The following is a 19,682-nucleotide window of genomic DNA, read 5'->3' as shown; positions in this document are numbered from 1 at the left end:
GATTGTCTGGCACTGCGTGGACCGCGGCTTGCCCGTTTGCCCGGCCCGCGCGGGTTCATCGTCCGGCCCGCAGCCGTCGGCGGCTCGCGGCCTCGGTTCCGTCGCTGCAGGACCGTTGTCCCAGTTATCAGGACAGCTGTCCCACTCAGCTAAGCAACCGAAGGCCGATCAGGCCGTGCGGGCTCGGTTCGTGGTGCGAGCACGTGAAATCGCGTGCATACCCACCCCGTCCGGGTGCGTTCGAATCGGGCCGCCAGTGCGAGCACCCGGGGTCCGGAGTGGATGATCGCGCTGGTTTCCAGCACGGTCTCGGCTGGGCGGCAGACGTGCAGATCCCCGGCGACGTGGTGGCGGATGCCCGGCATCAGGCTCTGGCTGCTGAGCCGCGAGAACAACGCTTCGTCCACGAGCGGACGGATCTGGCTCGCCGCGCGGCGGCCCGCGAGGACCTCGAGGATCGCGTTGAGGCGCTGGGCGAGCCGTCGTTCGGCGGGCGGGTCGGCGAGTCGCAGCAGGCGGTGCCCGGCGGGCGGCAGATCGTACGGTGACGGCCACGCGCCTCGGCGGTGCGTTCGCCGGCCCCTGACCTCCGCGACAGCAGCCAGCGGCCGGAGGCTGTGGTTCGTCAAGTGAGTTCCCTCCCCGAAACATGGACGTCCACCCGCGGTTTGGTGGGCGGCCTTTCCTGGCGACGGGACGGCGAGCGCCTGATCCGGCGAAAAGGGCGGAACCGCGCAGACCGGGTCTGTCTGATGCGCTAGTGCACCTGCGCGCAGCGGATACGCTGGCGGAGTGCTGAAGGGCTTGCTAGTCGACTACGCCGGAGTGCTCACCGACCCGGACGCCGCGCTTCTCTACGACTACCTCCGCGATGCGCGTGCGAACGGCACCCGCACCGCGCTGGTGTCGAATGCTCCGGGAGCCGCGCCGGGGGTGAAAACCGAGCTGTCGCAGTACTTCGACGCGCTCGTGTTCTCCGGCGAAGTCGGGGTGGCCAAGCCGGATCGGGAGATCTATCTCGTCGCGGCCGAGCGGATCGGGCTGGCCGCGCCTCGGTGTGTGTTCGTGGACGACGCCGAGCGGAACGTGCGCGGGGCGGTCGCGGCGGGGATGGTCGGGGTGCACCATCGCACGGTCGCCGGCACCCTCGACGAACTGGCGGCGTTGTTCAGCTGACCCCGCGCCGTACCAGTTCGAACGACAACACAGCGGCCGCGGCGGAGACGTTCAGCGATTCGACGTCGCCGGGCATCGGGATGGACACCCATTCCGTCACCAGTTCAGCGACCGCCTCGCCGACGCCTTCGGTTTCGCCGCCCAGCACGAACGCGGACCGCTGTGGCAGCTCCACATCGAAGATCGACGTTGACGCCGAGGCACCGAGTGCGTACAGGCTGTACCCGGCTTCCACGAGCATTTCCGCCGCCTCGCGGGCGGATCCGCAGCGCAGCATCGGTGCCCGGAAGGCAACGCCCGCCGAGGATTTCACCACCATCGGGTCCAGTGCGGCGACTCCCCGGCGCGGCACGATCACGCCGGACAGCCCGGCGGCTGTCGCGGTGCGCAGGATCATGCCGACGTTGGCGGGAGTGGTGATGCCGTCGAGAAGCAGCAGCCGCGCGGGCGGTCGGCGGTCGTCCAGGGCCGCGGCGAGGGGGCGCATGCGGGGCGCGACGACGTCGGCCAGTACGCCCTGGTCCTGTTTTCCGTTACCGGCCAGTACTTTCACCCGGTGCGCGCTCGCCCGCTGCACCGGCACCCCGGCGGCTTTCGCGGCGCGCTGGATCTCCGCGGCGGCGGGGCCGCGCGCGGTGTCGGCGAGGATCACCTTGTCCACGCGCAGGTCCGGATCGCCCAGCGCCTCCAGCACGGGCTTGCGCCCGTATACGGTCAGGAAGCGGTCTTTCGGCGAACCCGCCAGCTCATCACCCACACCGGCCAGTCTCGCATTGTGTAAGGATCGGCTCATGCCCGACCGCCTGTCCGCGCTGGACGCCTCGTTCCTGTACGTCGAGGACCAGACGACGCCGATGCACGTCGGGGGCGTGGCGATCTTCGAACGGCCGTCGTCCGGATTCACCTACGAGCAGGTGCTCGACCTCGTCGGCGCGCGGCTGGCGTTCCTGCCCCGCTACCGCCAGCGCGTGCTCGCGGTGCCGGGGCACCTCGCGCGCCCGGTGTGGGTCGACGACGTCGACTTCGACCTGAACTACCACGTCCGCCGCTCCGCGCTGCCCCAGCCGGGCAGCGACGACCAGCTGTTCGACCTGGTCGCGCGGCTGATGTCGCGGCGGCTCGCGCCGGAACGGCCGCTGTGGGAGGCGTATTTCGTCGAGGGGCTGGCCGGCGACCGGGTCGCGATGGTGACGAAAACCCACCAGTCCGTTGTGGACGGTGTCGGCACGATCGACCTCGGCCAGCTGATCCTCGACGAGACCCCGGAACCGCCCGAGCCGTTCGAGGACATGTGGGCGCCGCGGCGCGAACCGAGCCGTACGCAACTGGTCCTCGACGCGATGAGCGAGACCGTGCAGCGGCCCGGTGAGCTGATCGAAAACGTGCGCTCGATCGCCGGCGACGCGGTGACCACGGTGAGCAAGGCCGTCGAGACGCTCGGTGGCGTCGCGGCGACGGTGGCCCGGCCCGCGCCGTCCGGGCCGTTGAACGTGCGGGTGTCCGGCGGCCGGGTGTTCTCGGTCGTGCGCACGCGGCTGGAGGATTTCCGCAAGATCCGCGCGGACCACGGCGGCACGGTCAACGACGTCATCCTGGCCGCGATCACCGGCGCGCTGCGGGAATGGCTGCTGTCGCGCGGGGAGAACCTCACGCCGACCGAAACCGTGCGCGCGCTCGTGCCGATGGCGGTCACCGACGCCGAAACCGCCGAGTTCGCCACGCCCGCGCTGGTCGGCAACCAGGTCGCGGCGTATCTGATCGACCTGCCGGTCGGCGAGCCGAGCGCGGGGCTGCGGCTGCAGCACATCGGCCACGCGATGGCCGAGCACCTGACCTCGGGAAGATCGGTGGCCGCGCGCGGGTTGCTGAAGGTGAGCGGGTTCGCGCCGGCGACGCTGCATTCGCTCGGCGCGCGGGCTGGCGGATCGCTGTCCGGGCGGATTTTCAACCTGATGATCACGAATTCGCCGGGGCCGCAGGTGCCGATGTACGCCGGAGAGGCGAGACTGGTGGAGATGTTCCCCGTGATGCCGCTGATGCGCACGCAGGCGCTGGCCATCGGGGTCACCTCCTACCACGGCGGTGTCTACTTCGGACTCAACGGCGACCGCAAGGCCGCGTTCGACGTCGGGCTGCTCGGCGGGATGATCGAAGAAGCACTGGAAGAGCTGAAGGGTGCGCACTGGTGAGGGTTTATCTGCCTGCGACGATCGCGATGCTGCGCGACCTGGAGGCCAACGGCGAGTTCCGCGCTCGCAGCGGCACCGGTTTCGCGCTGACGCCCGCCCTGCGCGAGGCGTACGCGAGCGGTTCCGACGAGGAACTGGAATACGCGGCTTTGCTGGACGCGGCCCGCGCTTCGCTGCGCCTGATCGCGGCTGAGGAAAAGGGCGAACCGCGGCGTGCGGTGGTGTCGGTGGACGTCGACGACGCGACGCTGCGCCCGGATCTGGACGCGGCCGTCGTACGGCTGGCCGGCCCGGTGCCGAAGTCCCAGATCGCGGCGATCCACGTGGACTCGGCCGAGGCGGAGGACGCGGTGACGGCCGCGGCGGCGGTCATCGACGCGGCCGATCTTGGCGACGAGGACGCCGAATTCGCCCTTGGCGACGCTGAGGACCACGAATTGGCCTGGTACGCCCTGCAGGAGCTGCCTTTCCTGCTCGAACTGCTCTAGCGGTCCGTGAAGGACTCCTTAGGAGAATCAGATTCCCTCAAGGAGTCCTTCACGGAACGTCAGCCGACGACGGCGGTGACGCGGATCTCGACGCGCATGCCTGGCGCGCCGAGGGCCGGGACGCCGGTTTCGGTCCAGATGGGCGCGCGGTCGCCCATGCGCGCGCGGAACTGCTCCACCATGGTCCGGTTGTGGACTTCTCCGATGAAACCCGCGGATTCGGGGAGGTGGTAGGAGTTCACGGCGATGACGTCCCGCCAGGTGGCTCCGGCCGTGGCGAGGGTGCGCTCGACGTTGTCGAAGGCCTGGACGATCTCGTCTTCCAGCGCGTCCGGGAAGTTCCAGTCGTCGTCCCATCCGCCCTGGCCGGAGGTCTCGACGCGGTCGCCGACGCGCACCGCCTGGCTGTAGTGCATGCCGGCCAGCTGCGTCTCGCCGTACCCCGGGGTGGCGAAGAACTCCGGTTCGGTCATGTGCGTCCCCTCGGATTGACTTCACGCTTGAAGTCAAACTAGCACAGTTTTACTTCATGCTTGAAGTCATTGCGGCTGGGTAGGGTGCGCGCATGGCCACCGCGACCCCCGATCCCAGCGCCCGTACCCCGGACGAGGTGCAGTGGCTCACCGCCGCCGAGAAGGAGGCCTGGACCGGGCTGGTCTCGCTGGTCCTGCTGCTGCCGGGGCGGCTGGAATCCCCGCTGCAGCACGAAGCCGGCCTGACTCTTTTCGAATACCTGGCCCTCAGCCACGTCTCGGAGGCACCGGAGCGCCGCCTGCGGATGAGCGAACTCGCCTACCTGGCCAGCGGTTCCCTTTCCCGCCTGTCCAACGTCGTCAAGCGGTTCGAGCAGCGCGGCTGGGTGGAGCGCTCGCCCGACCCCGAGGACGGCCGCTACACGATCGTCGCCCTCACCGAATCCGGTTACGCCGTGGTAGCCGCGGCCGCACCCGTCCACCTGCGCACCGTCCGGCAGTCCGTGCTCGATCCGCTGAGCGCCGCCGACCAGCAGGCACTCGCCCGGATCGCGGCCAAGCTGCGGGTGCGGCCCGCTGACCTGGCCTAACCGCCGGTCATGGTGCCGATGTCGGCCGGGGCGGGGGCGTCGATCGTCACGGGGGAGTTCCAGTCCGTGTAGCGCGCTTTGACCGTGGCGGCGCCGGTCTGGCCGGTGGCCCGCATGACCGGCGACAGGTCGAGGACCAGCTGCATCGGCCGGTGCTGCGCGTCCAGCCAGAGGTCGAACGGGACCGTCTTGCCCTGGTCGCCGAGGCGGGTCAGCGCTTCGGCGGGCAGGCCGCCGGGCAGCTCGGAGCCGAGTTTCGCCAGGTCGACGGTGAGGTGGTAGTGCTCGGCGGGGGCTCCGTCGAGGGTGGTCGCGTCGCTGGCGGCCACCGTTCCCGCCGTGCGGACCTGGGCCAGGGTGCGCGCCGGGTCGTTCTGCTCGGCCAGCTGCGCCAGGCTGCCGCCCAGCACCTGCGAAAGCGGGTCGGTGCCGTCCGGCGACACCTTCACCCACGCTTTGTGGTCGCTGACCTGGTCCCGGGCGCTTTCCGGGACCTTCGCGTACAGCGTCTTGGCGACCAGGCGCAGTTCGAGCGGCTCGCCGACGTAGTCCGTCGTCATCGACAGCGACGTCCCGGTGCTGTCGAATTTCGCCTGGCCCTGTCCGTGGGACACGAGGGTGCCGGTGGTGACGTCCGCGGTGAACTTCGCGGTGTGGCCGGCCAGGGTCGCGGCCGACGCGGCGTCCGCGAGCGTGCGGGCGTCGGTGAAGCGTTGTGGTTCCGGGGTGCTGGAACAGCCTGCCGAAGCGATCGCGAGCAGCGCGGCGACCCCCGCCGCGGCCGTCCTGCGCATCCGAAAACCCTCTCTGACCGGCCGTAAGTCCCTCCAGCCAAGCACAGCGGGCGGGTCGGACCCGTTCGGGGGAACGCGTGCTACTGGCAGTAGCGCACGAAAAACGGGCCCCGAGCCGGAGTGGCTCGGGGCCCGCGAAAAGCGGCTGGGATCAGCGCCCCATCTTCTTCATCATCTCGCCGAAGTCGGTGACCTGGTCGGCGGGCGGCGCGGTCACGTCGACCGGCTTGCCCCAGTCGGTGTACTTGACCGTGATCTTGCCGCCGGCCGCCGCGGCGCCGGCGTTCTGGCCCGCCGCTCCGCCGAGCTGCTTCATCATCTCGGACTGGTCCATCGTGACCTGCACCGGAAGCTGGTCCTTGTCGATCCAGATCTCGGCCGGGATCTTGATGTTCTTGCCCTCGAGCATCTTCTTCATCTGGCTCTGGACCTCGGCGGGCATGCCCTTGGCGTAGGTCTCGATGGACTTGCTGACGTCCAGCTCCACCTTGTAGTGGTTGACCTTCTCGCCGTTCAGGTCGACCTGGTCGGCCCCGACGATCTGGCCGGTCTTCGAGACCTGGTCGAGGATCTGCGTCGGGTCGCTCTGCTGGGTCGACTGCGCCATCGCCTTGCTGAACGACTGCGACAGCGGGTCGGAGGCGTCCGGCGAGATCTTCAGCCACGGCTTGTCGGAGCCGAACTGCTTGGCCTGCGCGGCCGGGACCTTCATGTAGAGGGTCTTGTCGATGTAGCGCATCTCGGTGGAGCCCTGCGGGGTGTCCATCGTCATCGTCATGGCCGAGTTCTCGCCGTCGAAGCGCATCGAGCCTTCGGCCTTGCCCTGGCCCGCCATGTCCATCGACATCTTCGCCGACTTGGCCTTCTCAGTGCCCTGCTTGCTCGCGTCGGCCAGCTTCAGCGCGTCGCTGAACGGCGACGCGAGGCCACCCGACCCGCCGTCCTTGGCCTCCTGGCCTGCCGGGGCCGCGGTGCCGGTCTCGGTGCTCGAGCCGCAGCCCGTCAGCACCAGGGCCAGCGCCGCACCGGCGGCGACGGCGAACGTCGTGGTCTTGCGCATGCTTCTCCCCTAGGAAGGAATCGGTCTTTCACCCGCGTCGTCGCCGGTCGACCGTCGTGGTCGGCTCCTTGCGGTCCGGCGAGCGGGCCACTGGCGGGGTGACTCCGCGAGGTTGCTTCTGTGACGCCGCCCGGAGGAAAAAGGTTCCCTCGGCCGGACAGAATTTCCTCCGGTTCGTCCCCTGCCGTCTTGCGTATCGCGGACGGCGGCGCGAGGTTACCGCGTTCAGGTCACGATTCGGCGCGAATTTCCCCGCCGCCGGCCCGCGACACCAGGAGCCTGCGCAGCGAGGCCAGCCGGTCCGCCCCCGCGTTTCCGTCGGCGACCACGGCGTCGAGCGCGCAGTCCGGGTCCTCGGGCGCGCCGAGGTGGCCGCAGTTGGGCGGGCATTCCTCGGCGGCCTCGGCGAACTCCTCGAAGGCGTTGACGATGTCGTCCGCGGTCACGTGCGCGAGCCCGAACGAGCGGACGCCGGGGGTGTCGACGACCCAGCCGCCGCCGGCCAGCGGCAGCGCCACCGCGGCCACCGAGGTGTGCCGCCCCTTGCCGACCGAGCTGACGTCGCCGGTCGCCAGTTCCGCGGCGGGCACCAGGCGGTTGACCAATGTCGATTTGCCGACTCCGGAGTGTCCGACGAGCGCGGTCACCCGGCCGCCGAGGCGTTCGCGCAGGCCCTCGGGCTCCTCGTCATGCCGGGTGACGATGGCCGGGACGTCCAAGCCCGCGTAACCGGCGAGCAGCGAATCCGGGCTGGCGAGGTCGGATTTAGTGAGGCACAGCACGGGTTCCAGGCCGCCCGCGTAGCACGCGACGAGGCAGCGGTCGATGAATCCGGGCCGGGGAAGGGGATCGGCCAGCGAGGTGACGATCAGCAGCTGCGCGGCGTTCGCGACCACCACCCGCTCGTACGGGTCGGTGTCGTCCGCGGTGCGGCGCAGCACGCTGGTCCGCTCGTCCACGCGGACGATCCTCGCCAGCGTGTCCGGCCGTCCGGACACGTCGCCGACCAGCGCGACCATGTCGCCGACGACCACCGAGACCCGGCCCATCTCGCGCGCTCGCATGGCCATCACGACGCGGTCCGGATCGGCGTCGACCGCACACGTCCAGCGGCCGCGGTCCTTGCCGATCACCATCGCGGTGACCGCGTCGGCGTGCTCGGGCCTGCGCTTGCTGCGTGGCCTGGTGCCTTTGCCGGGACGCACCCGCACGTCGGATTCGTCCAGCCGCCTCCAGTCGCCTCGCGCCAAGCCGCCCACGTCCTCCCGGTCGCCCGTTTGCCTGGTCGAATGATCCCATGCCAGTCGCGCCGGGCCCGGTTTGCGTGCGACGATGACCGCTGAGGCACCCCGAGGAGGTTGGCATGTGCGGCCGTTACGCCGCGACGAAAGACCCGGCGAAGCTGGTCGAGGAATTCGCCGCGGTCGACCTGACCGAGGGCCGGGCGCGAACCGACCACAACGTCGCGCCGACCAAGAACGTCGTCACCGTCGTGCAGCGGCATCCCCGCGACGCCGACGGGCTCGTCCTCGAGGACGAACCGGCGGAGCGCTCGCTTCGGATCATGCGGTGGGGCCTGGTTCCCTTCTGGGCCAAGGATCCTTCGGCGGGTTCGCGGATGATCAACACCCGCGCGGAAACCGCGAAGGAAAAGCCCTCGTTCAAACGCGCGCTCGCGGCGCGCCGGTGCCTGGTCCCCGCCGACGGCTGGTTCGAGTGGCGGCGCACGGGCAAGGAGAAGGAGCCGTTCTACATGACGGATCCCTCCGGGGATTCGCTCGCGTTCGGCGGAATCTGGGAAACCTGGCGGCCCAAGGACGACAAGGACGCCGAACCGCTGATCACCTTCTCGATCCTGACCACGGACGCCGCGGGCCAGCTCACCGACGTCCACCACCGGATGCCGCTGATCGTGCCGCGCGACAACTGGGCGGGCTGGCTCGACCCGGACCGGTCCGAAGTGGACGAACTGATGGTGCCGACGCCGCCCGCGGTCGTCGAATCGCTGGAGCTGCGGCCGGTTTCGAGCCTGGTCAACAACGTCCGCAACAACGGCCCGGAACTGCTGCGGCGCGCGGAAACCGAGCAGCCCGTCGACTCGCTGTTCGATCAGCCATGACCACGCTGGAAATCGACACCGAACACGGCCCCGCGCGGGTCGAACTGCACTGCGCACCCGACGGGGACGCGGTGCTGCTCCTCGGTCACGGGGCAGGCGGCGGCATCGGGGCGAAGGATCTCGTAGCGGTCGCCCAGGCGGCGAAGGCAGCCGGAATGCATGTGGCGCTGGTGGAACAGCCTTACCGGGTCGCTGGCCGCCGCGCTCCGGCACCGGCCAAACAACTGGATACGGCGTGGCTGACGGTCGCGGATGAGATTTCCGCGCGGTTCGACGATTTGCCGTTGGTGTTCGGCGGTCGTTCCTCCGGGGCACGGGTGGCATGTCGGACGGCTTCGGCCGGCCAGGCCGTCGCGGTGCTGTGCCTGGCGTTCCCGGAACATCCGCCGGGGCGTCCGGAGAAGTCCCGGCAGGCGGAACTGGACGCGGTCGAGGTGCCCGCGCTGGTGATCCAGGGGGAGCGAGATCCGTTCGGACGCCCTTCGGCGGCTCCGCATCACGAGGTCGTGATGGTGGCGGGGGACCACACGCTGTCCGCCGACCTGGACGCGGTGGCGCGGGCTGCGGCGGAGTGGCTGGGACGGGTTGTTCGGCCGCATCTGTGAGCGGCTGTCTGTGGATAGTTCCAGCTAGAGTTTTCGCAGGTCAGAGTCTCTTACCTTGAGTTATCCACAGCTTGGCAAGCCTGTGGGCAACTGGTCGCGATCCCGTCTTCGCGCCGGTGGTGGCGGATAGACTGGGCAAGGGCAGCCCTCCGGTGGAGGGCGGGGGTGCGCTTGTCCTGTGCCGTTCTCGGCGGCGACGAGCCAAGGGCCGCCCGTGCCAGGGTGGATTTCATGACTGCCAACGCTTCCGACGAAGTCCTCGCCAACGATTACGACTCCTTCGGCGAGGCCTACGCGATCGAAACCGAGCACAGTCTCATCAACGCCTACTACACCCGACCCGCGATTCTGGATCTTGCTGGCGACGTAACCGGCCGGAAAATCCTCGACGCGGGCTGTGGCGCGGGACCGTTGTTCGCGTCGCTGCGGGACCGCGGCGCGCAGGTGGCTGGTTTCGATTTCAGCGCCACCATGGTCCGGCTCGCTCGGCAGAGACTCGGCGAAGACGCGGATCTCCGGGTCGCCGACATCAGCCAGCCGCTGCCGTACGCCAACAGTGCGTTCGACGACGTCATCGCGGCCTTGGTGCTCCACTACCTGGAGGATTGGACCGCCCCGCTCGCCGAGTTGCGGCGGATAATCCGGCCCGGCGGGCGGCTAATCCTGGCGGTCAACCATCCGTACGTCTACAAAGCACTGCACCCGGAGGGGAATTACTTCGCCACCGAACAGTGGGTCGAGGAGTACACCTTCAACGGCCAGAAAGGCGTGCTCGCGTATTGGCACCGTCCGCTGCACGCGATGACCGACGCGTTCACCAAGGCCGGGTTCCGCACCTCGGTGATCAGCGAGCCGTATCCGGCTGAGGGGGCGCGGGAGAAGTTTCCCGAGGAATTCGGGGAGAAGGAAGCCTTCCTCTGCTTCCTGTTCTTCGTGCTGGAAGCGGCTTAGCCCGCCGCGATCTCGGCCACCACGGCGCCGGTCAGCCGGACCAGTTCGGCCGGGTCCAGTTCGACTTCCAGTCCGCGTCGGCCGCCGGAGCAGTACATCGTCGGGTAGCCGAGCGCCGAGCCGTCCAGGACCACGGGCAGGCGGCTGCGGTGGCCGAGCGGCGAGATTCCGCCGAGGACGTAGCCGGTGGCGCGCTGGGCCGCGGTCGGGTCGGCCATTTTCGCCTTTTTGCCGCCGGCCGCCGCGGCCAGTGCCTTCAGGTCCAGCTGGCCGGTGACCGGCACCACGCCGACGACGAGCTTTCCGTCCACGTCCGCGACCAGGGTCTTGAACACCCGCCCTGGCTCCAGGCCGAGTGCTTCGACCGCTTCCAGGCCGAAGGACTCGGCCCGGGGATCGTGGTCGTAGGTGTGCACGGTGTGCGCCACCTTCTGCTTCTGCAGCAGCGCCGTCGCCGGAGTGCCCTTGCCCGCCATGCGAGCGAGTCTACGAAACAGGTCGGGAATGCCCGGTCGGCACGCTCTGTTGAAGACAGCGTGACCACCACGCTCGCCACTCCCCGCCCCGGCAGGAGCCGTCCCGGGACCGGCTTCCCGAACCCCCGCGTAAACTCGGTGCTGCCGTATGCGCAGACGCGCATCGACGCCGAACGGGAAGGGAACGGTTTGCCGAGCACCCCCAACTCCGCGCCGGAGACGGCGGCCGACGAACTGGAGCTAGCGGAGCGCTTCGAGCGCGACGCGATGCCCCTGCTCGACCAGCTATACGCGGCCGCGATGCGGATGACCCGCAACCCGTCCGACGCCGAGGACCTGGTCCAGGAGACCTACCTGAAGGCGTACGCGGCGTTCGCGTCCTTCAAGGCAGGCACGAACCTCAAGGCGTGGATGTACCGCATCCTCACCAACACCTACATCAACGGCTACCGCAAACGTCAGCGGCAGCCGGTGCAGCAGCCCACGGACGAGATCAGCGACTGGCAGATCGCCAGGGCGGAGAGCCACACCTCGAGCGGCCTCCGCTCGGCCGAGGTCGAGGCGATGGACAATCTCCCCGACACCGACGTCAAGGCGGCCCTGCAGAAGCTGCCCGAGGAGTTCCGGCTCGCGGTCTACCTCGCCGACGTCGAGGGCTTCGCCTACAAGGAGATCGCCGAGATCATGGACACTCCGATCGGCACCGTGATGTCCAGGCTGCACCGCGGCCGCGCCCAGCTGCGCGACCTGCTGGCCGACGTCGCGCGCGAGCGCGGCTTCATCCGGGGGAACCGCGAGGAGGTGGCGAAACGATGAGTTCGGAAGACGTGCCCGCGGAGAAGATGCCCTGCGAGGACGCGCTCGCGGAGATCTACCTGCTGCTGGACCGCGAATGCAGTCCGGAGCGGGACGCGGAACTGCGCAGGCACATCGAGGACTGCCCGCCGTGCCTCGAGGAGTACGGCATCGACGAGCAGCTCAAGCACCTGCTCGCCCGCAAATGCGGCGGCGACCTCGCCCCGGCGGAGCTGAAGAGCAGGCTGCGCGCCTCCATCCGGCAGACCGTCGCCACCCAGGGCGGCGTCACCGTGGAGCGCACCGAAATCACCGTGGAACAGCGCACCACCAGCGATTGAGCGTTCTTAACGACAACGGCCCCCGTACCGGATTCGGTGCGGGGGCCGTGTCAGGTCCGGGCGCGGACTCAGGCGTTGGGCTTCTTGCCGTGGTTGGCGCCGTTCTTCTTGCGGTCGCGACGCTTGCGGGCGCGCTTCGACATGTTCTCTCCTCGGGTGTCCGCTGAGTGTCCCGGGGCGGGGTTCGACACACCGGCCGGGAACGGGTCAACCGTTCCAGTGTGTCATGCGGCCAGGCGACTCCTCGGTGGCACCCGCCGTACGCTCTGGTTGGATGAACTCAGGGAGGTGCGCAGGCATGAACGAACTCACCGCACTCGAGGGCGGCCGGTAGCCGTGTCGACCCTCTCCGACCTGCTCGCCGAGAACACCGGCCTGCCCGGCGAAGCCGCTGACCACCTGCAGACCGTCGTCGCGGAGTGGCAGCTGCTGGCCGACCTTTCGTTCGCCGACTTCCTGCTCTGGGTTCCGGTTTCCGCGGAGCACCAGCCCGACGGCGGCGATTTCGTGTGCGTCGCGCACGCGCGGCCGACCACCGCGCCCACCGCGCATCCCGAGGACGTCGTCGGCACCCGGTTCACCGTGGACGAGCATCCGCAGCTGGCCAAGGCCATGCGCGAGGTGAAGATCTGCCGTGAGGAAGACCCGCATTGGTACCGCGACCTGCCGATGCGCCGCGAAGCGGTGCCGGTGAGCTTCGGCGGCGAGGTGATCGCCGTGCTGAGCCGCGAGACCAACCTCGCCGCGCCGCGCGTGCCGAGCCCGCTGGAGATCGCCTACCTCGGCAGCGCGGGCGACCTGTGCCAGATGATCGTGGACGGCACCTTCCCGCCGGCCGGTGGCAACCAGACCGACACGCACACCAGCCCGCGCGTCGGCGACGGTCTCGTCCGGCTCGACCAGGCGGGCACCGTCGTGTTCGCCAGCCCCAACGGCCTGTCCGCGTACCACCGGATGGGCCACGAATCCGACCTCGTCGGGCAGCGGCTCGCCCCGCTCACCCGGTCGCTGATCCGCGACCCGTTCGACGCGACCGAGGTGTCGCACCGGATCATCGAGGCCCTCGACGGCAAGCCCTCCACCCGCACCGAGGCCGACTCCAAGCGCGGCGCGGTGGTGCTCTTCCGTGCGCTGCCGCTGCGTCCGGCCGGGCAGCCGGCGGGCGCGTTGGTGCTGGTCCGCGACGTCACCGAGGTCAAGCGCCGCGACCGCGCGCTGATGTCGAAGGACGCCACGATCCGCGAGATCCACCATCGGGTGAAGAACAACCTGCAGACCGTCGCCGCGCTGCTGCGGCTGCAGTCGCGGCGCACCACGAGCGACGAGGCCCGGCTGGCGCTGGGCGAATCGGTGCGGCGGGTGTCGTCGATCGCGATGGTGCACGAGGCGCTGTCGATCTCCGTCGACGAGCGCGTGGACCTGGACAAGCTGCTCGACAACGTGCTGCCGATGGTCGGCGAGGTCGCCACCGCGGAATCGCAGGTCGGGCTCACCCGCAAGGGCTCGTTCGGCGTGGTCGTGGCCGAGATCGCGACGCCGCTGGTGATGGTGCTGGCCGAGCTGGTGCAGAACGCGATCGAGCACGCGTTCCCGCAGGGCCGGCCGGGCAAGGTCGAACTGATCGTGGAGCGGTCCGCGCGCTGGCTGGACATCCTGATCCGCGACAACGGCCGCGGCCTGCCGTCCGGTTTCTCGCTGGAGCGCAGCGACGGGCTGGGGCTGCAGATCGTCCGGACGCTGGTGGAATCGGAACTGCGCGGGTCGCTTTCGCTGCGCCAGGTTCGGACCGACGCGGCAGGCAACCGGGTGCCGGGCACCGAGGCGGCGCTGCGGATCCCGTTGTCCCGGCGGCTCTAGAAAACCCGGAGACAGCCCGGATCGCGCCGGATTACTGTCCGGCGCATGTCTGAAGTCACGTGGCGGCCGCTCACGAAGGCGGACGCCCAGTCGTCGGCCGATCTGCTCAACGCCATCGAGGTGGTCGACCAGATCGGCGAGAACTACACCGCCGACGACACCCTTCAAGAGCTGAACGACCCGTTCTCCGATCTCGAACGCGCGAGTCTCGCCGCGTTCGACGGCGACCGGATGATCGGCTACATGAAGACCCGGCACAAGCAGTACCCGGAGAAGGTCCATCGGGTTTTCCTCGACGGCGGGGTTCATCCGGACTATCGCCGCCGCGGAATCGGCACTAGGCTGGTGAAAGCGGGAATCGCGGGGGCGAAGACGGTGCATGAACTGCACCATCCGACGCTGAAGCTCGCCGTCGACATCCACAAGGCCGAGCACATCGCCGGGACGGCAGAACTCTTTGGCGCGCAGGGTTTTTCGCCCGCCCGTTATTTCCAGCGCCTGGAACGTCCACTCGGGACCGTCGGCGACGCGGCCCTCCCGGCCGGATTTCAAGCCGAACCGTGGTCGGCCGAGATCGACGAGGAGTTCCGGCTCGTCCGCAACGAGTCCTATCAGGACCACTGGGGCGCGACCCCGGTCGCCACGGACGCGTGGCAGAACAAATTCGCCAACCACACGATGCAGCCCGAGATCAGTTTTCTCCTGCGGGACAAGGCAACCGGCACTCCGGTGAGCCTCGTGCTGACCATGTCCTGGGCGGCCGACACCGCGACGACCGGCATTCGCGACGCGCATTTCATGCTGATCGGCACGATTCCCGGCTACCGGAAACAGGGTCTCGGCAGCGCTGTCCTCGCGCACGCGCTGCGGGCCGCCGCGGACCACGGTTACGACCAGGCCAGCCTGTCCGTCGATTCGGGCGGCCCGGCGGATTCGGCCGGGATGTTCACCCGCGCCGGATTCACGCCGAAGATGCGCTACGTCCGCTGGGTGTTCGAAGCCTGAAGTGTCCACATCGGACGCCAGACGCGTTGAAGGGCCGGTACCCGTAAAGCGGTACCGGCCCGTTCAACGTTCCGCGGGAGGACTTGGATAGTCCTGGGTGAGGCGGCACCCGGGTGCGGGGGAGCCAGCCTCTGTTGTTACGCTCGAACCGGGTATGTGTCGCCATGTGCGGCACGGGCACGCGAATGCCCGCCGGGCGAAAGTCCGGTCCGAGGTGGTGCTGGTGAATCTGGGTGCTGAAGCTGAGTCGTAACGACTCAGGCGGTGGTACGCGTGCCGATGTGCGTACGGCGGCGCTTGAGCGCGCGTCGCTCGTCTTCGCTCATTCCGCCCCAGACGCCGGCGTCCTGGCCGCTGGCCAGAGCCCAGGCCAGGCAGTCGGAAGCCGCGGGGCAGCGGTGGCACACGGCCTTCGCCTCGGAGACCTGCAGCAGAGCCGGACCGCTGGTTCCCACCGGGAAGAACAGCTCGGGGTCCTCGTCTCGGCAGGCCGCGTCGTGGCGCCAGTCCATGTTCGTGAGCTCCTTCACAGTGACGCGGGAGGGCCGCGCCACAGTAGTGGCGGTCGTGTTTTTGGGTGCTTGTGAATGCTTTCACGAAGCACCGCGTTCGACAAGGGTTTCGACAAGATCGGTGAGTCAGCTCACCCGGCCGAGCTATGCCTCTGACCTGCGGTTTCGTTCTGAAAAGCTCCGCTCGGCGGAAGGCCGGTGCGGTGAACGGAGGGTTTGCGTCGCCGAGCGGCAGAGTGCACTTTGCCGCGGGCGATCAGTGGTCACTCGGTTACGCGACTACGGTGAGTGCATCCGGAACGCTCTGAAACTCGACCCGGGTGCGTTGGCCGACGAGGTCCCCGTCGACCTGGAAGTTGACCGGTTCAGCAGCGTCGATGCGGATCAGAGGCACATCGTCGCGGCGGAGCAGACGGCGGCCGTGCTGATCGCTCTCCGTGAGGAGAGCTTGCCGTACATGCGTGAACACGGTGGGCAATCGCAGACCGTTCAACGCGAACAGGCCCAATCCGGTCTCGAACGAGCATCCGGGGTTGAGGTGGACCGGACGTTCCCCGAGGTAAGTCCACGGATCGGTGTTCGACACGAACGCCGTCACCGCCTCGGCCGGTTCCTCGCCCGGGATCCGGACGGTCAGGGTGGGCCGCCCGAGCGGCGGGCGGAAGTAGGAGCGCACCGCGGCCCGGAGATAGAGGCTCGCGCTGGTTTGCTTGCCGCGCCGTTTCGCGACGCGGCCGACGACGTCGGCGTCCCAGCCGAGCCCCGCGTTGAAGGTGAACCAGTGCCCGTCGGCCAGCCCGAGGCCGATCCGCCGGGTGCGTTCGGTTTCCAGCGCGGTGAGCAGTTGGTGGGTCGCCTCGACCGGATCGGCGGGAAGGCCGACCGCGCGTGCGAACACGTTGGCCGAGCCGCCCGGCACGACACCGAGCATCGGGACGGACCCGGAGCGTCCGGGAGCGCCCGCGGAATCGGCGAGGAGACCGTTGACAACCTCGTTGACCGTGCCGTCGCCGCCGTGCGCCACCACTAGGTCGTAGCCGTCGCGGGCCGCCGAACGGGCCACCGCGAGCGCGTGCCCGCGGTAGTCGGTTTCGACGACGTCGAGCTTCACCTGGCTGGCCAGCGCGTGCGCCAGCACGTCCCGGCCACCCGCGGTGGTCGAGGTGGCCTGGGGGTTCACGACGAGGATGGCGCGCACTACCGCAGAGTAAGTGCTTTTCGCCCGGCGGGCGTACCTCCAGCGCCACATGGTGACGCGAAGCTCAGCCGCTTGCGCACGCCGTCCCTGGCTCGGTGACCTGTGGCAACCCTGTGGCGGGCGGTCCTCCTCTGCAGACGGCGAAAGCTCCGCGCGTCGTGACAAGTGCACCCGGGCCGACCGCCCGCTCATCGACGACTGCCCCAATTTTCTCGGGGCCGCCGCCCCGGGAAAACGGCCGACCGGGTGGCATACGATCGGTAGTGCTCACACACGGTTACTCGCGCTGGTCGGGTGGCTGTGTTCGCCGAAAGAGCTGAAAGGGACGCGCCCGTGTCGCACCCCGAGAACCCGCCGCCCACCCCGTTCGAGGTCCGGCTCGCCGGCGTCCTGACCGGACTGCCCGGGGTAGGGCTGCTGGTCTTCGGCGTGGTGCTGCTGGTGCACGGGCTGCAGAACCCGCCGATTCCCGGCAACAACGTTTGGGCCGAGTTCGGCACCTACGCGGTGCTGGCGCTGATCTTCCTGGCCGCGTCGGTGGGGCTGCTGCTCGGCCAGACCTGGGCGCGTTCGCCCGGCGTCGTCGTGGCGCTGCTGCTGATCGGGGTCGGCTGGTACCTGCTCGGGCCGTCCGGGCAGCCGGTGTGGGGCGTGCCGATCGGGTTGTGCGGGCTGGCGGCGCTGGTGCTGCTGTTCCGCCGTCCGTCGCGGGCGTGGGCGCTCGGGATGCACGACGACGAGACCGAGGAAGAGGCCGCCGAGCGCGGCGGTCTCGCGGGGCGGCGTGCCGAGCGGGAGCGCAACGAACAGGACTAGCACGCAACGGCTGTCCGGCGACAGTGACGCCGTGTCATAGCGGGCAGGTGACGCGGCGGCACTGGTCGCGGTGCCCCTCTCTCGATGGAATCGGGACTGCACAACCGAATTCCGAAGAGGGGGAATCCCATGAGGAGACTGCGTCTCGTCGTGACCGGCTCCGCGGTTCTGTGCGGGGTGCTCGCCGGGGCGGTGCCCGCGGTGGCGAGTCCCGATGCCGCCAAGGTCCCGGCCCGCTACGCCGGGCAGGCGCTGGACTGGCACGCCTGCGCCCCGGACGAGCTGGCCGACCTGCCGCCGGGGACGGACATCTCGGGGCTCGAATGCTCCGCCTATCGCACGCCCCGCGACTGGGACCGTCCGGACGACGGGCAGTACCTGACCATCGCGATCAGCAGGCTCAAATCCACCGGGCCGACGACGGCCTCGGTGCTCACCAACCCGGGCGGGCCCGGCGGTCCCGGCCGCTGGTTCCCGGTCATGCTGCGCGGTCAGGAAAAGCTGCGCCAGCACCAGGAAATCATCGGCATCGACACCCGCGGCACCGGTCGCAGCACCAACGTCACCTGCGGCGGGGCGGTCGGCACCGGTGCCGATCTCGACCCGCGAAACCGGGATCCGCGCAATCTGAACCAGATCGTCGACGCGACCCGCTACACCGCGACCGCCTGCCATCAGGCCGCGGGCGAGCTGGGGGAGCTGATCAGCACCTTCCAGAACGTTCGCGACCTCGACCTGCTGCGGACCCTGCTCGGCCGGGACCGGATCAACTGGATCGGGTACTCGGCGGGGACCTGGCTCGGCGCGCACTACGCGCAGCAGTTCCCGCAGCACACTGGCCGGTTCGTGCTGGATTCCTCGACCGAGTTCACCGGCAGTTGGCAAGAGTCGTTCGACTTCCAGCCGGCGGGCTACGAACGCCGCTGGCGGCAGGACTTCATGCCGTGGCTGGCGCGCTACGACGCCAAGTACCACTTCGGCACCAGCGGCGAGGCGGCCCGGCAAACCTACGAGAGCGTCCGGTACGCGCTGACCCGCGAGCCGGTCGAGGTGAACGGCACGAAGATCAGCGCGGTCGCGCTGGACTCCTTCATCGTCGGCGCGCTTAAGGCCAAGAGCCAGTTCCCGACGATCGCTTCGACGCTGGTCAAGGTCAAGACGTTGACCGACGCGCGGGCTTCGGCGGAAGCGAAGGGCGACGCGCGGGCGGCGCTCGGCAAGACGTTGTCGGAGGCGAAGAACGCCGATCCGCTGCGGACGGCTGGCGCCGACGACGCGATGGTGTCGACGTTGATCACGACCCTGTGCAATGACGGGCCGTGGACGGGCAACCGCCAGTCGTTGATCCGCCGGTCGCAGGAATACCTGGACCAGGGCGTGACCCTGCACAGTTCGCTGTGGATGGGACTGCAGGTCTGCGCCTTCTGGCCGGGCCAGCCGCGGCCGATGCCGGTGCTGGACGGCAAGGGCGTGCCGCCGGTAGTGATCGTCCAGTCCGAGCACGACCCGGCCACGCCGATCGAGGGGGCTCGGAAGGCGCACGCCGCGTTCCAGAACTCGCGGCTGCTGACCGTGACCGGGGAAGGTGACCACGGGATTTACGGGATCGGCGGCAATAAGGCGGTGGACGGGGTGGTTGACCGGTATCTGGTCGACGGGGTGGTGCCGGAGGATCAGAGCCTGCCGGGGCTGCCGTTGCCGTAAGAAGCTCGTGAGCGCTGATCACGGTTCTAACCGTGATCAGCACTCACGACTCACGCCTCTTTGGCCAGCACCTTCAACGGCTCGTCCGTCAGCCGGTACACCGACCACTCGTCCTGCGGCAGCGCACCCAGCGCCCGATAGAACCCGACCGCCGGGTTCCAGTTGAGCACCGACCACTCCAGCCGGTGGTAGCCCTTGTCCACGCACTCCGCGGCCAGCGTCGCCAGGAGCACCTTGCCGAGGCCCGAACCGCGCTGTTCCTCGCGGACGTACAGGTCCTCCAGGTAGATCCCGTGCGTGCCGCGCCAGGTGGAGAAGTTCAAGAACCACAAGGTGAATCCGGCGATCTCGCCGTCCACTTCGGCCACGTGGCCGAACAGCGCCGGGGCCTCGCCGAACAGCGCGCCGTGCAGCTGCTCAGAGGTGAGATGGCATTCCTGCGGGGCGCGTTCGTACTCGGCCAGCGCGTAGACGAGTTCCACGACGGCGTCGACGTCTTCCGGCCGGATCCGCCGTACGCGGGGGTCGGTCAC

24 protein-coding genes are annotated in these 19,682 nt (G+C 69.4%); 13 read left to right on the top strand and 11 right to left on the bottom strand.

Annotated features, from left to right (window positions below; all coding sequences use genetic code 11):
- Positions 1 to 149: 149 nt before the first annotated feature.
- The gene (locus tag RPX00_RS05560; protein ID WP_406638096.1) at positions 150 to 629 is read right to left on the bottom strand and encodes an Rv3235 family protein; all 480 of its coding nucleotides are present in this window, start codon (positions 627 to 629) and stop codon (positions 150 to 152) included.
- Positions 630 to 792: 163 nt separating this feature from the next.
- Here RPX00_RS05560 and RPX00_RS05555 point away from each other — a divergent pair, with 163 nt between their 5' ends.
- Positions 793 to 1,176, top strand: a complete 384-nt coding sequence (locus RPX00_RS05555; protein ID WP_406638095.1) for an HAD-IA family hydrolase — start codon at positions 793 to 795, stop codon at positions 1,174 to 1,176.
- On the opposite strand, the gene RPX00_RS05550 is transcribed toward RPX00_RS05555, so the two are convergent.
- A complete protein-coding gene (locus RPX00_RS05550) occupies positions 1,169 to 1,933 on the bottom strand; it encodes a TrmH family RNA methyltransferase (protein WP_406638093.1) in 765 nt (254 codons plus the stop codon). The genes RPX00_RS05555 and RPX00_RS05550 overlap by 8 nt on opposite strands.
- 34 nt (positions 1,934 to 1,967) lie before the next feature.
- Here RPX00_RS05550 and RPX00_RS05545 point away from each other — a divergent pair, with 34 nt between their 5' ends.
- Positions 1,968 to 3,365 carry a WS/DGAT/MGAT family O-acyltransferase gene (locus RPX00_RS05545; RefSeq protein ID WP_406638091.1) on the top strand — a complete coding sequence of 466 codons (1,398 nt, stop codon included), beginning with the start codon at positions 1,968 to 1,970 and terminating at the stop codon, positions 3,363 to 3,365.
- Positions 3,362 to 3,853 carry a DUF6912 family protein gene (locus RPX00_RS05540; protein WP_406638089.1) on the top strand — a complete coding sequence of 164 codons (492 nt, stop codon included), beginning with the start codon at positions 3,362 to 3,364 and terminating at the stop codon, positions 3,851 to 3,853. The genes RPX00_RS05545 and RPX00_RS05540 overlap by 4 nt, the downstream gene beginning before the upstream one ends.
- A gap of 59 nt (positions 3,854 to 3,912) precedes the next feature.
- Here the strand turns inward: RPX00_RS05540 and RPX00_RS05535 are convergent, their stop codons facing one another.
- Entirely contained in the window at positions 3,913 to 4,326 is a 414-nt protein-coding gene (locus tag RPX00_RS05535; RefSeq protein WP_406638087.1) for a Rid family hydrolase, read from the bottom strand.
- A 92-nt stretch (positions 4,327 to 4,418) separates the two neighbouring features.
- On the opposite strand from RPX00_RS05535, the gene RPX00_RS05530 reads away from it, so the two are divergent.
- The gene (locus RPX00_RS05530; protein ID WP_406638086.1) at positions 4,419 to 4,916 is read left to right on the top strand and encodes a MarR family winged helix-turn-helix transcriptional regulator; all 498 of its coding nucleotides are present in this window, start codon (positions 4,419 to 4,421) and stop codon (positions 4,914 to 4,916) included.
- Here the strand turns inward: RPX00_RS05530 and RPX00_RS05525 are convergent.
- The 3 genes from RPX00_RS05525 to rsgA form a co-directional block, all read right to left on the bottom strand.
- Positions 4,913 to 5,710 (bottom strand): hypothetical protein, encoded by a 798-nt coding sequence (locus RPX00_RS05525; protein WP_406638085.1) that lies wholly within the window; start codon positions 5,708 to 5,710, stop codon positions 4,913 to 4,915. The two genes, RPX00_RS05530 and RPX00_RS05525, sit on opposite strands and share 4 nt — an antisense overlap.
- Before the next feature lie 151 nt (positions 5,711 to 5,861).
- On the bottom strand, positions 5,862 to 6,770 hold the full coding sequence (locus RPX00_RS05520; RefSeq protein WP_406638083.1) for a hypothetical protein: 909 nt from the start codon (positions 6,768 to 6,770) through the stop codon (positions 5,862 to 5,864).
- Between the two features lie 230 nt (positions 6,771 to 7,000).
- Positions 7,001 to 8,020: a ribosome small subunit-dependent GTPase A gene (gene rsgA, locus RPX00_RS05515; RefSeq protein WP_406638081.1), complete on the bottom strand. Its 1,020-nt coding sequence runs from the start codon at positions 8,018 to 8,020 to the stop codon at positions 7,001 to 7,003.
- Positions 8,021 to 8,133: 113 nt separating this feature from the next.
- Between rsgA and RPX00_RS05510 the strand changes: the two genes are divergently transcribed.
- The 3 genes from RPX00_RS05510 to RPX00_RS05500 all read left to right on the top strand — a co-directional run bounded on the left by RPX00_RS05510 (position 8,134) and on the right by RPX00_RS05500 (position 10,445).
- The gene (locus RPX00_RS05510) at positions 8,134 to 8,889 is read left to right on the top strand and encodes an SOS response-associated peptidase (protein ID WP_406638079.1); all 756 of its coding nucleotides are present in this window, start codon (positions 8,134 to 8,136) and stop codon (positions 8,887 to 8,889) included.
- A complete protein-coding gene (locus RPX00_RS05505) occupies positions 8,886 to 9,494 on the top strand; it encodes an alpha/beta family hydrolase (RefSeq protein ID WP_406638077.1) in 609 nt (202 codons plus the stop codon). Before RPX00_RS05510 ends, RPX00_RS05505 begins: the two co-directional genes overlap by 4 nt.
- A 231-nt stretch (positions 9,495 to 9,725) precedes the next feature.
- Positions 9,726 to 10,445, top strand: coding sequence for a class I SAM-dependent methyltransferase (locus RPX00_RS05500; RefSeq protein ID WP_406638075.1), 720 nt, complete (start codon positions 9,726 to 9,728; stop codon positions 10,443 to 10,445).
- On the opposite strand, the gene ybaK is transcribed toward RPX00_RS05500, so the two are convergent.
- Entirely contained in the window at positions 10,442 to 10,921 is a 480-nt protein-coding gene (ybaK, locus tag RPX00_RS05495; RefSeq protein WP_406638073.1) for a Cys-tRNA(Pro) deacylase, read from the bottom strand. The two genes, RPX00_RS05500 and ybaK, sit on opposite strands and share 4 nt — an antisense overlap.
- A gap of 189 nt (positions 10,922 to 11,110) precedes the next feature.
- Between ybaK and RPX00_RS05490 the strand changes: the two genes are divergently transcribed.
- Entirely contained in the window at positions 11,111 to 11,737 is a 627-nt protein-coding gene (locus RPX00_RS05490; protein ID WP_037355674.1) for a sigma-70 family RNA polymerase sigma factor, read from the top strand.
- On the top strand, positions 11,734 to 12,057 hold the full coding sequence (gene rsrA, locus RPX00_RS05485) for a mycothiol system anti-sigma-R factor (RefSeq protein ID WP_406638071.1): 324 nt from the start codon (positions 11,734 to 11,736) through the stop codon (positions 12,055 to 12,057). The genes RPX00_RS05490 and rsrA overlap by 4 nt, the downstream gene beginning before the upstream one ends.
- Positions 12,058 to 12,125: 68 nt before the next feature.
- Here rsrA and RPX00_RS05480 read toward each other — a convergent pair whose 3' ends face one another.
- On the bottom strand, positions 12,126 to 12,200 hold the full coding sequence (locus RPX00_RS05480) for a 50S ribosomal protein bL37 (protein ID WP_098515123.1): 75 nt from the start codon (positions 12,198 to 12,200) through the stop codon (positions 12,126 to 12,128).
- Positions 12,201 to 12,393: 193 nt separating this feature from the next.
- Between RPX00_RS05480 and RPX00_RS05475 the strand changes: the two genes are divergently transcribed.
- Complete coding sequence (locus RPX00_RS05475) at positions 12,394 to 13,914, top strand: sensor histidine kinase (protein ID WP_406638069.1); 1,521 nt, start codon at positions 12,394 to 12,396, stop codon at positions 13,912 to 13,914.
- A gap of 45 nt (positions 13,915 to 13,959) precedes the next feature.
- Positions 13,960 to 14,919, top strand: coding sequence for a GNAT family N-acetyltransferase (locus RPX00_RS05470; RefSeq protein WP_406638067.1), 960 nt, complete (start codon positions 13,960 to 13,962; stop codon positions 14,917 to 14,919).
- 257 nt (positions 14,920 to 15,176) lie between these two features.
- Here the strand turns inward: RPX00_RS05470 and RPX00_RS05465 are convergent, their stop codons facing one another.
- Positions 15,177 to 15,431, bottom strand: a complete 255-nt coding sequence (locus tag RPX00_RS05465; protein ID WP_009082948.1) for a WhiB family transcriptional regulator — start codon at positions 15,429 to 15,431, stop codon at positions 15,177 to 15,179.
- 271 nt (positions 15,432 to 15,702) lie between these two features.
- Entirely contained in the window at positions 15,703 to 16,629 is a 927-nt protein-coding gene (locus RPX00_RS05460) for a diacylglycerol/lipid kinase family protein (RefSeq protein ID WP_406638066.1), read from the bottom strand.
- 333 nt (positions 16,630 to 16,962) lie between these two features.
- Here RPX00_RS05460 and RPX00_RS05455 point away from each other — a divergent pair, with 333 nt between their 5' ends.
- Both RPX00_RS05455 and RPX00_RS05450 read left to right on the top strand, forming a co-directional pair.
- Positions 16,963 to 17,445, top strand: coding sequence for a hypothetical protein (locus RPX00_RS05455; RefSeq protein ID WP_406638064.1), 483 nt, complete (start codon positions 16,963 to 16,965; stop codon positions 17,443 to 17,445).
- 129 nt (positions 17,446 to 17,574) lie between these two features.
- Positions 17,575 to 19,149, top strand: coding sequence for an alpha/beta hydrolase (locus RPX00_RS05450; protein ID WP_406638063.1), 1,575 nt, complete (start codon positions 17,575 to 17,577; stop codon positions 19,147 to 19,149).
- 50 nt (positions 19,150 to 19,199) lie between these two features.
- On the opposite strand, the gene RPX00_RS05445 is transcribed toward RPX00_RS05450, so the two are convergent.
- A complete protein-coding gene (locus RPX00_RS05445; RefSeq protein WP_009082938.1) occupies positions 19,200 to 19,682 on the bottom strand; it encodes a GNAT family N-acetyltransferase in 483 nt (160 codons plus the stop codon).

It is taken from the genome of Amycolatopsis sp. WGS_07 (assembly GCF_045278895.1).
Taxonomy (GTDB): Bacteria; Actinomycetota; Actinomycetes; order Mycobacteriales; family Pseudonocardiaceae; genus Amycolatopsis.
This window is presented reverse-complemented; position numbering and strand designations above follow the sequence as displayed.

Bases quoted from the DNA above. Each gene is read 5' to 3' on its own strand.
- RPX00_RS05545 (WP_406638091.1), top strand. From the start codon at position 1,968: ATGCCCGACCGCCTGTCCGCGCTGGACGCCTCGTTCCTGTACGTCGAG.
- ybaK (WP_406638073.1), bottom strand. From the start codon at position 10,921: ATGGCGGGCAAGGGCACTCCGGCGACGGCGCTGCTGCAGAAGCAGAAG.
- RPX00_RS05450 (WP_406638063.1), top strand. From the start codon at position 17,575: ATGAGGAGACTGCGTCTCGTCGTGACCGGCTCCGCGGTTCTGTGCGGG.
- RPX00_RS05535 (WP_406638087.1), bottom strand. From the start codon at position 4,326: ATGACCGAACCGGAGTTCTTCGCCACCCCGGGGTACGGCGAGACGCAG.
- RPX00_RS05530 (WP_406638086.1), top strand. From the start codon at position 4,419: ATGGCCACCGCGACCCCCGATCCCAGCGCCCGTACCCCGGACGAGGTG.
- rsrA (WP_406638071.1), top strand. From the start codon at position 11,734: ATGAGTTCGGAAGACGTGCCCGCGGAGAAGATGCCCTGCGAGGACGCG.
- RPX00_RS05500 (WP_406638075.1), top strand. From the start codon at position 9,726: ATGACTGCCAACGCTTCCGACGAAGTCCTCGCCAACGATTACGACTCC.
- RPX00_RS05525 (WP_406638085.1), bottom strand. From the start codon at position 5,710: ATGCGCAGGACGGCCGCGGCGGGGGTCGCCGCGCTGCTCGCGATCGCT.
- RPX00_RS05505 (WP_406638077.1), top strand. From the start codon at position 8,886: ATGACCACGCTGGAAATCGACACCGAACACGGCCCCGCGCGGGTCGAA.
- RPX00_RS05520 (WP_406638083.1), bottom strand. From the start codon at position 6,770: ATGCGCAAGACCACGACGTTCGCCGTCGCCGCCGGTGCGGCGCTGGCC.
- RPX00_RS05510 (WP_406638079.1), top strand. From the start codon at position 8,134: ATGTGCGGCCGTTACGCCGCGACGAAAGACCCGGCGAAGCTGGTCGAG.
- RPX00_RS05470 (WP_406638067.1), top strand. From the start codon at position 13,960: ATGTCTGAAGTCACGTGGCGGCCGCTCACGAAGGCGGACGCCCAGTCG.
- RPX00_RS05465 (WP_009082948.1), bottom strand. From the start codon at position 15,431: ATGGACTGGCGCCACGACGCGGCCTGCCGAGACGAGGACCCCGAGCTG.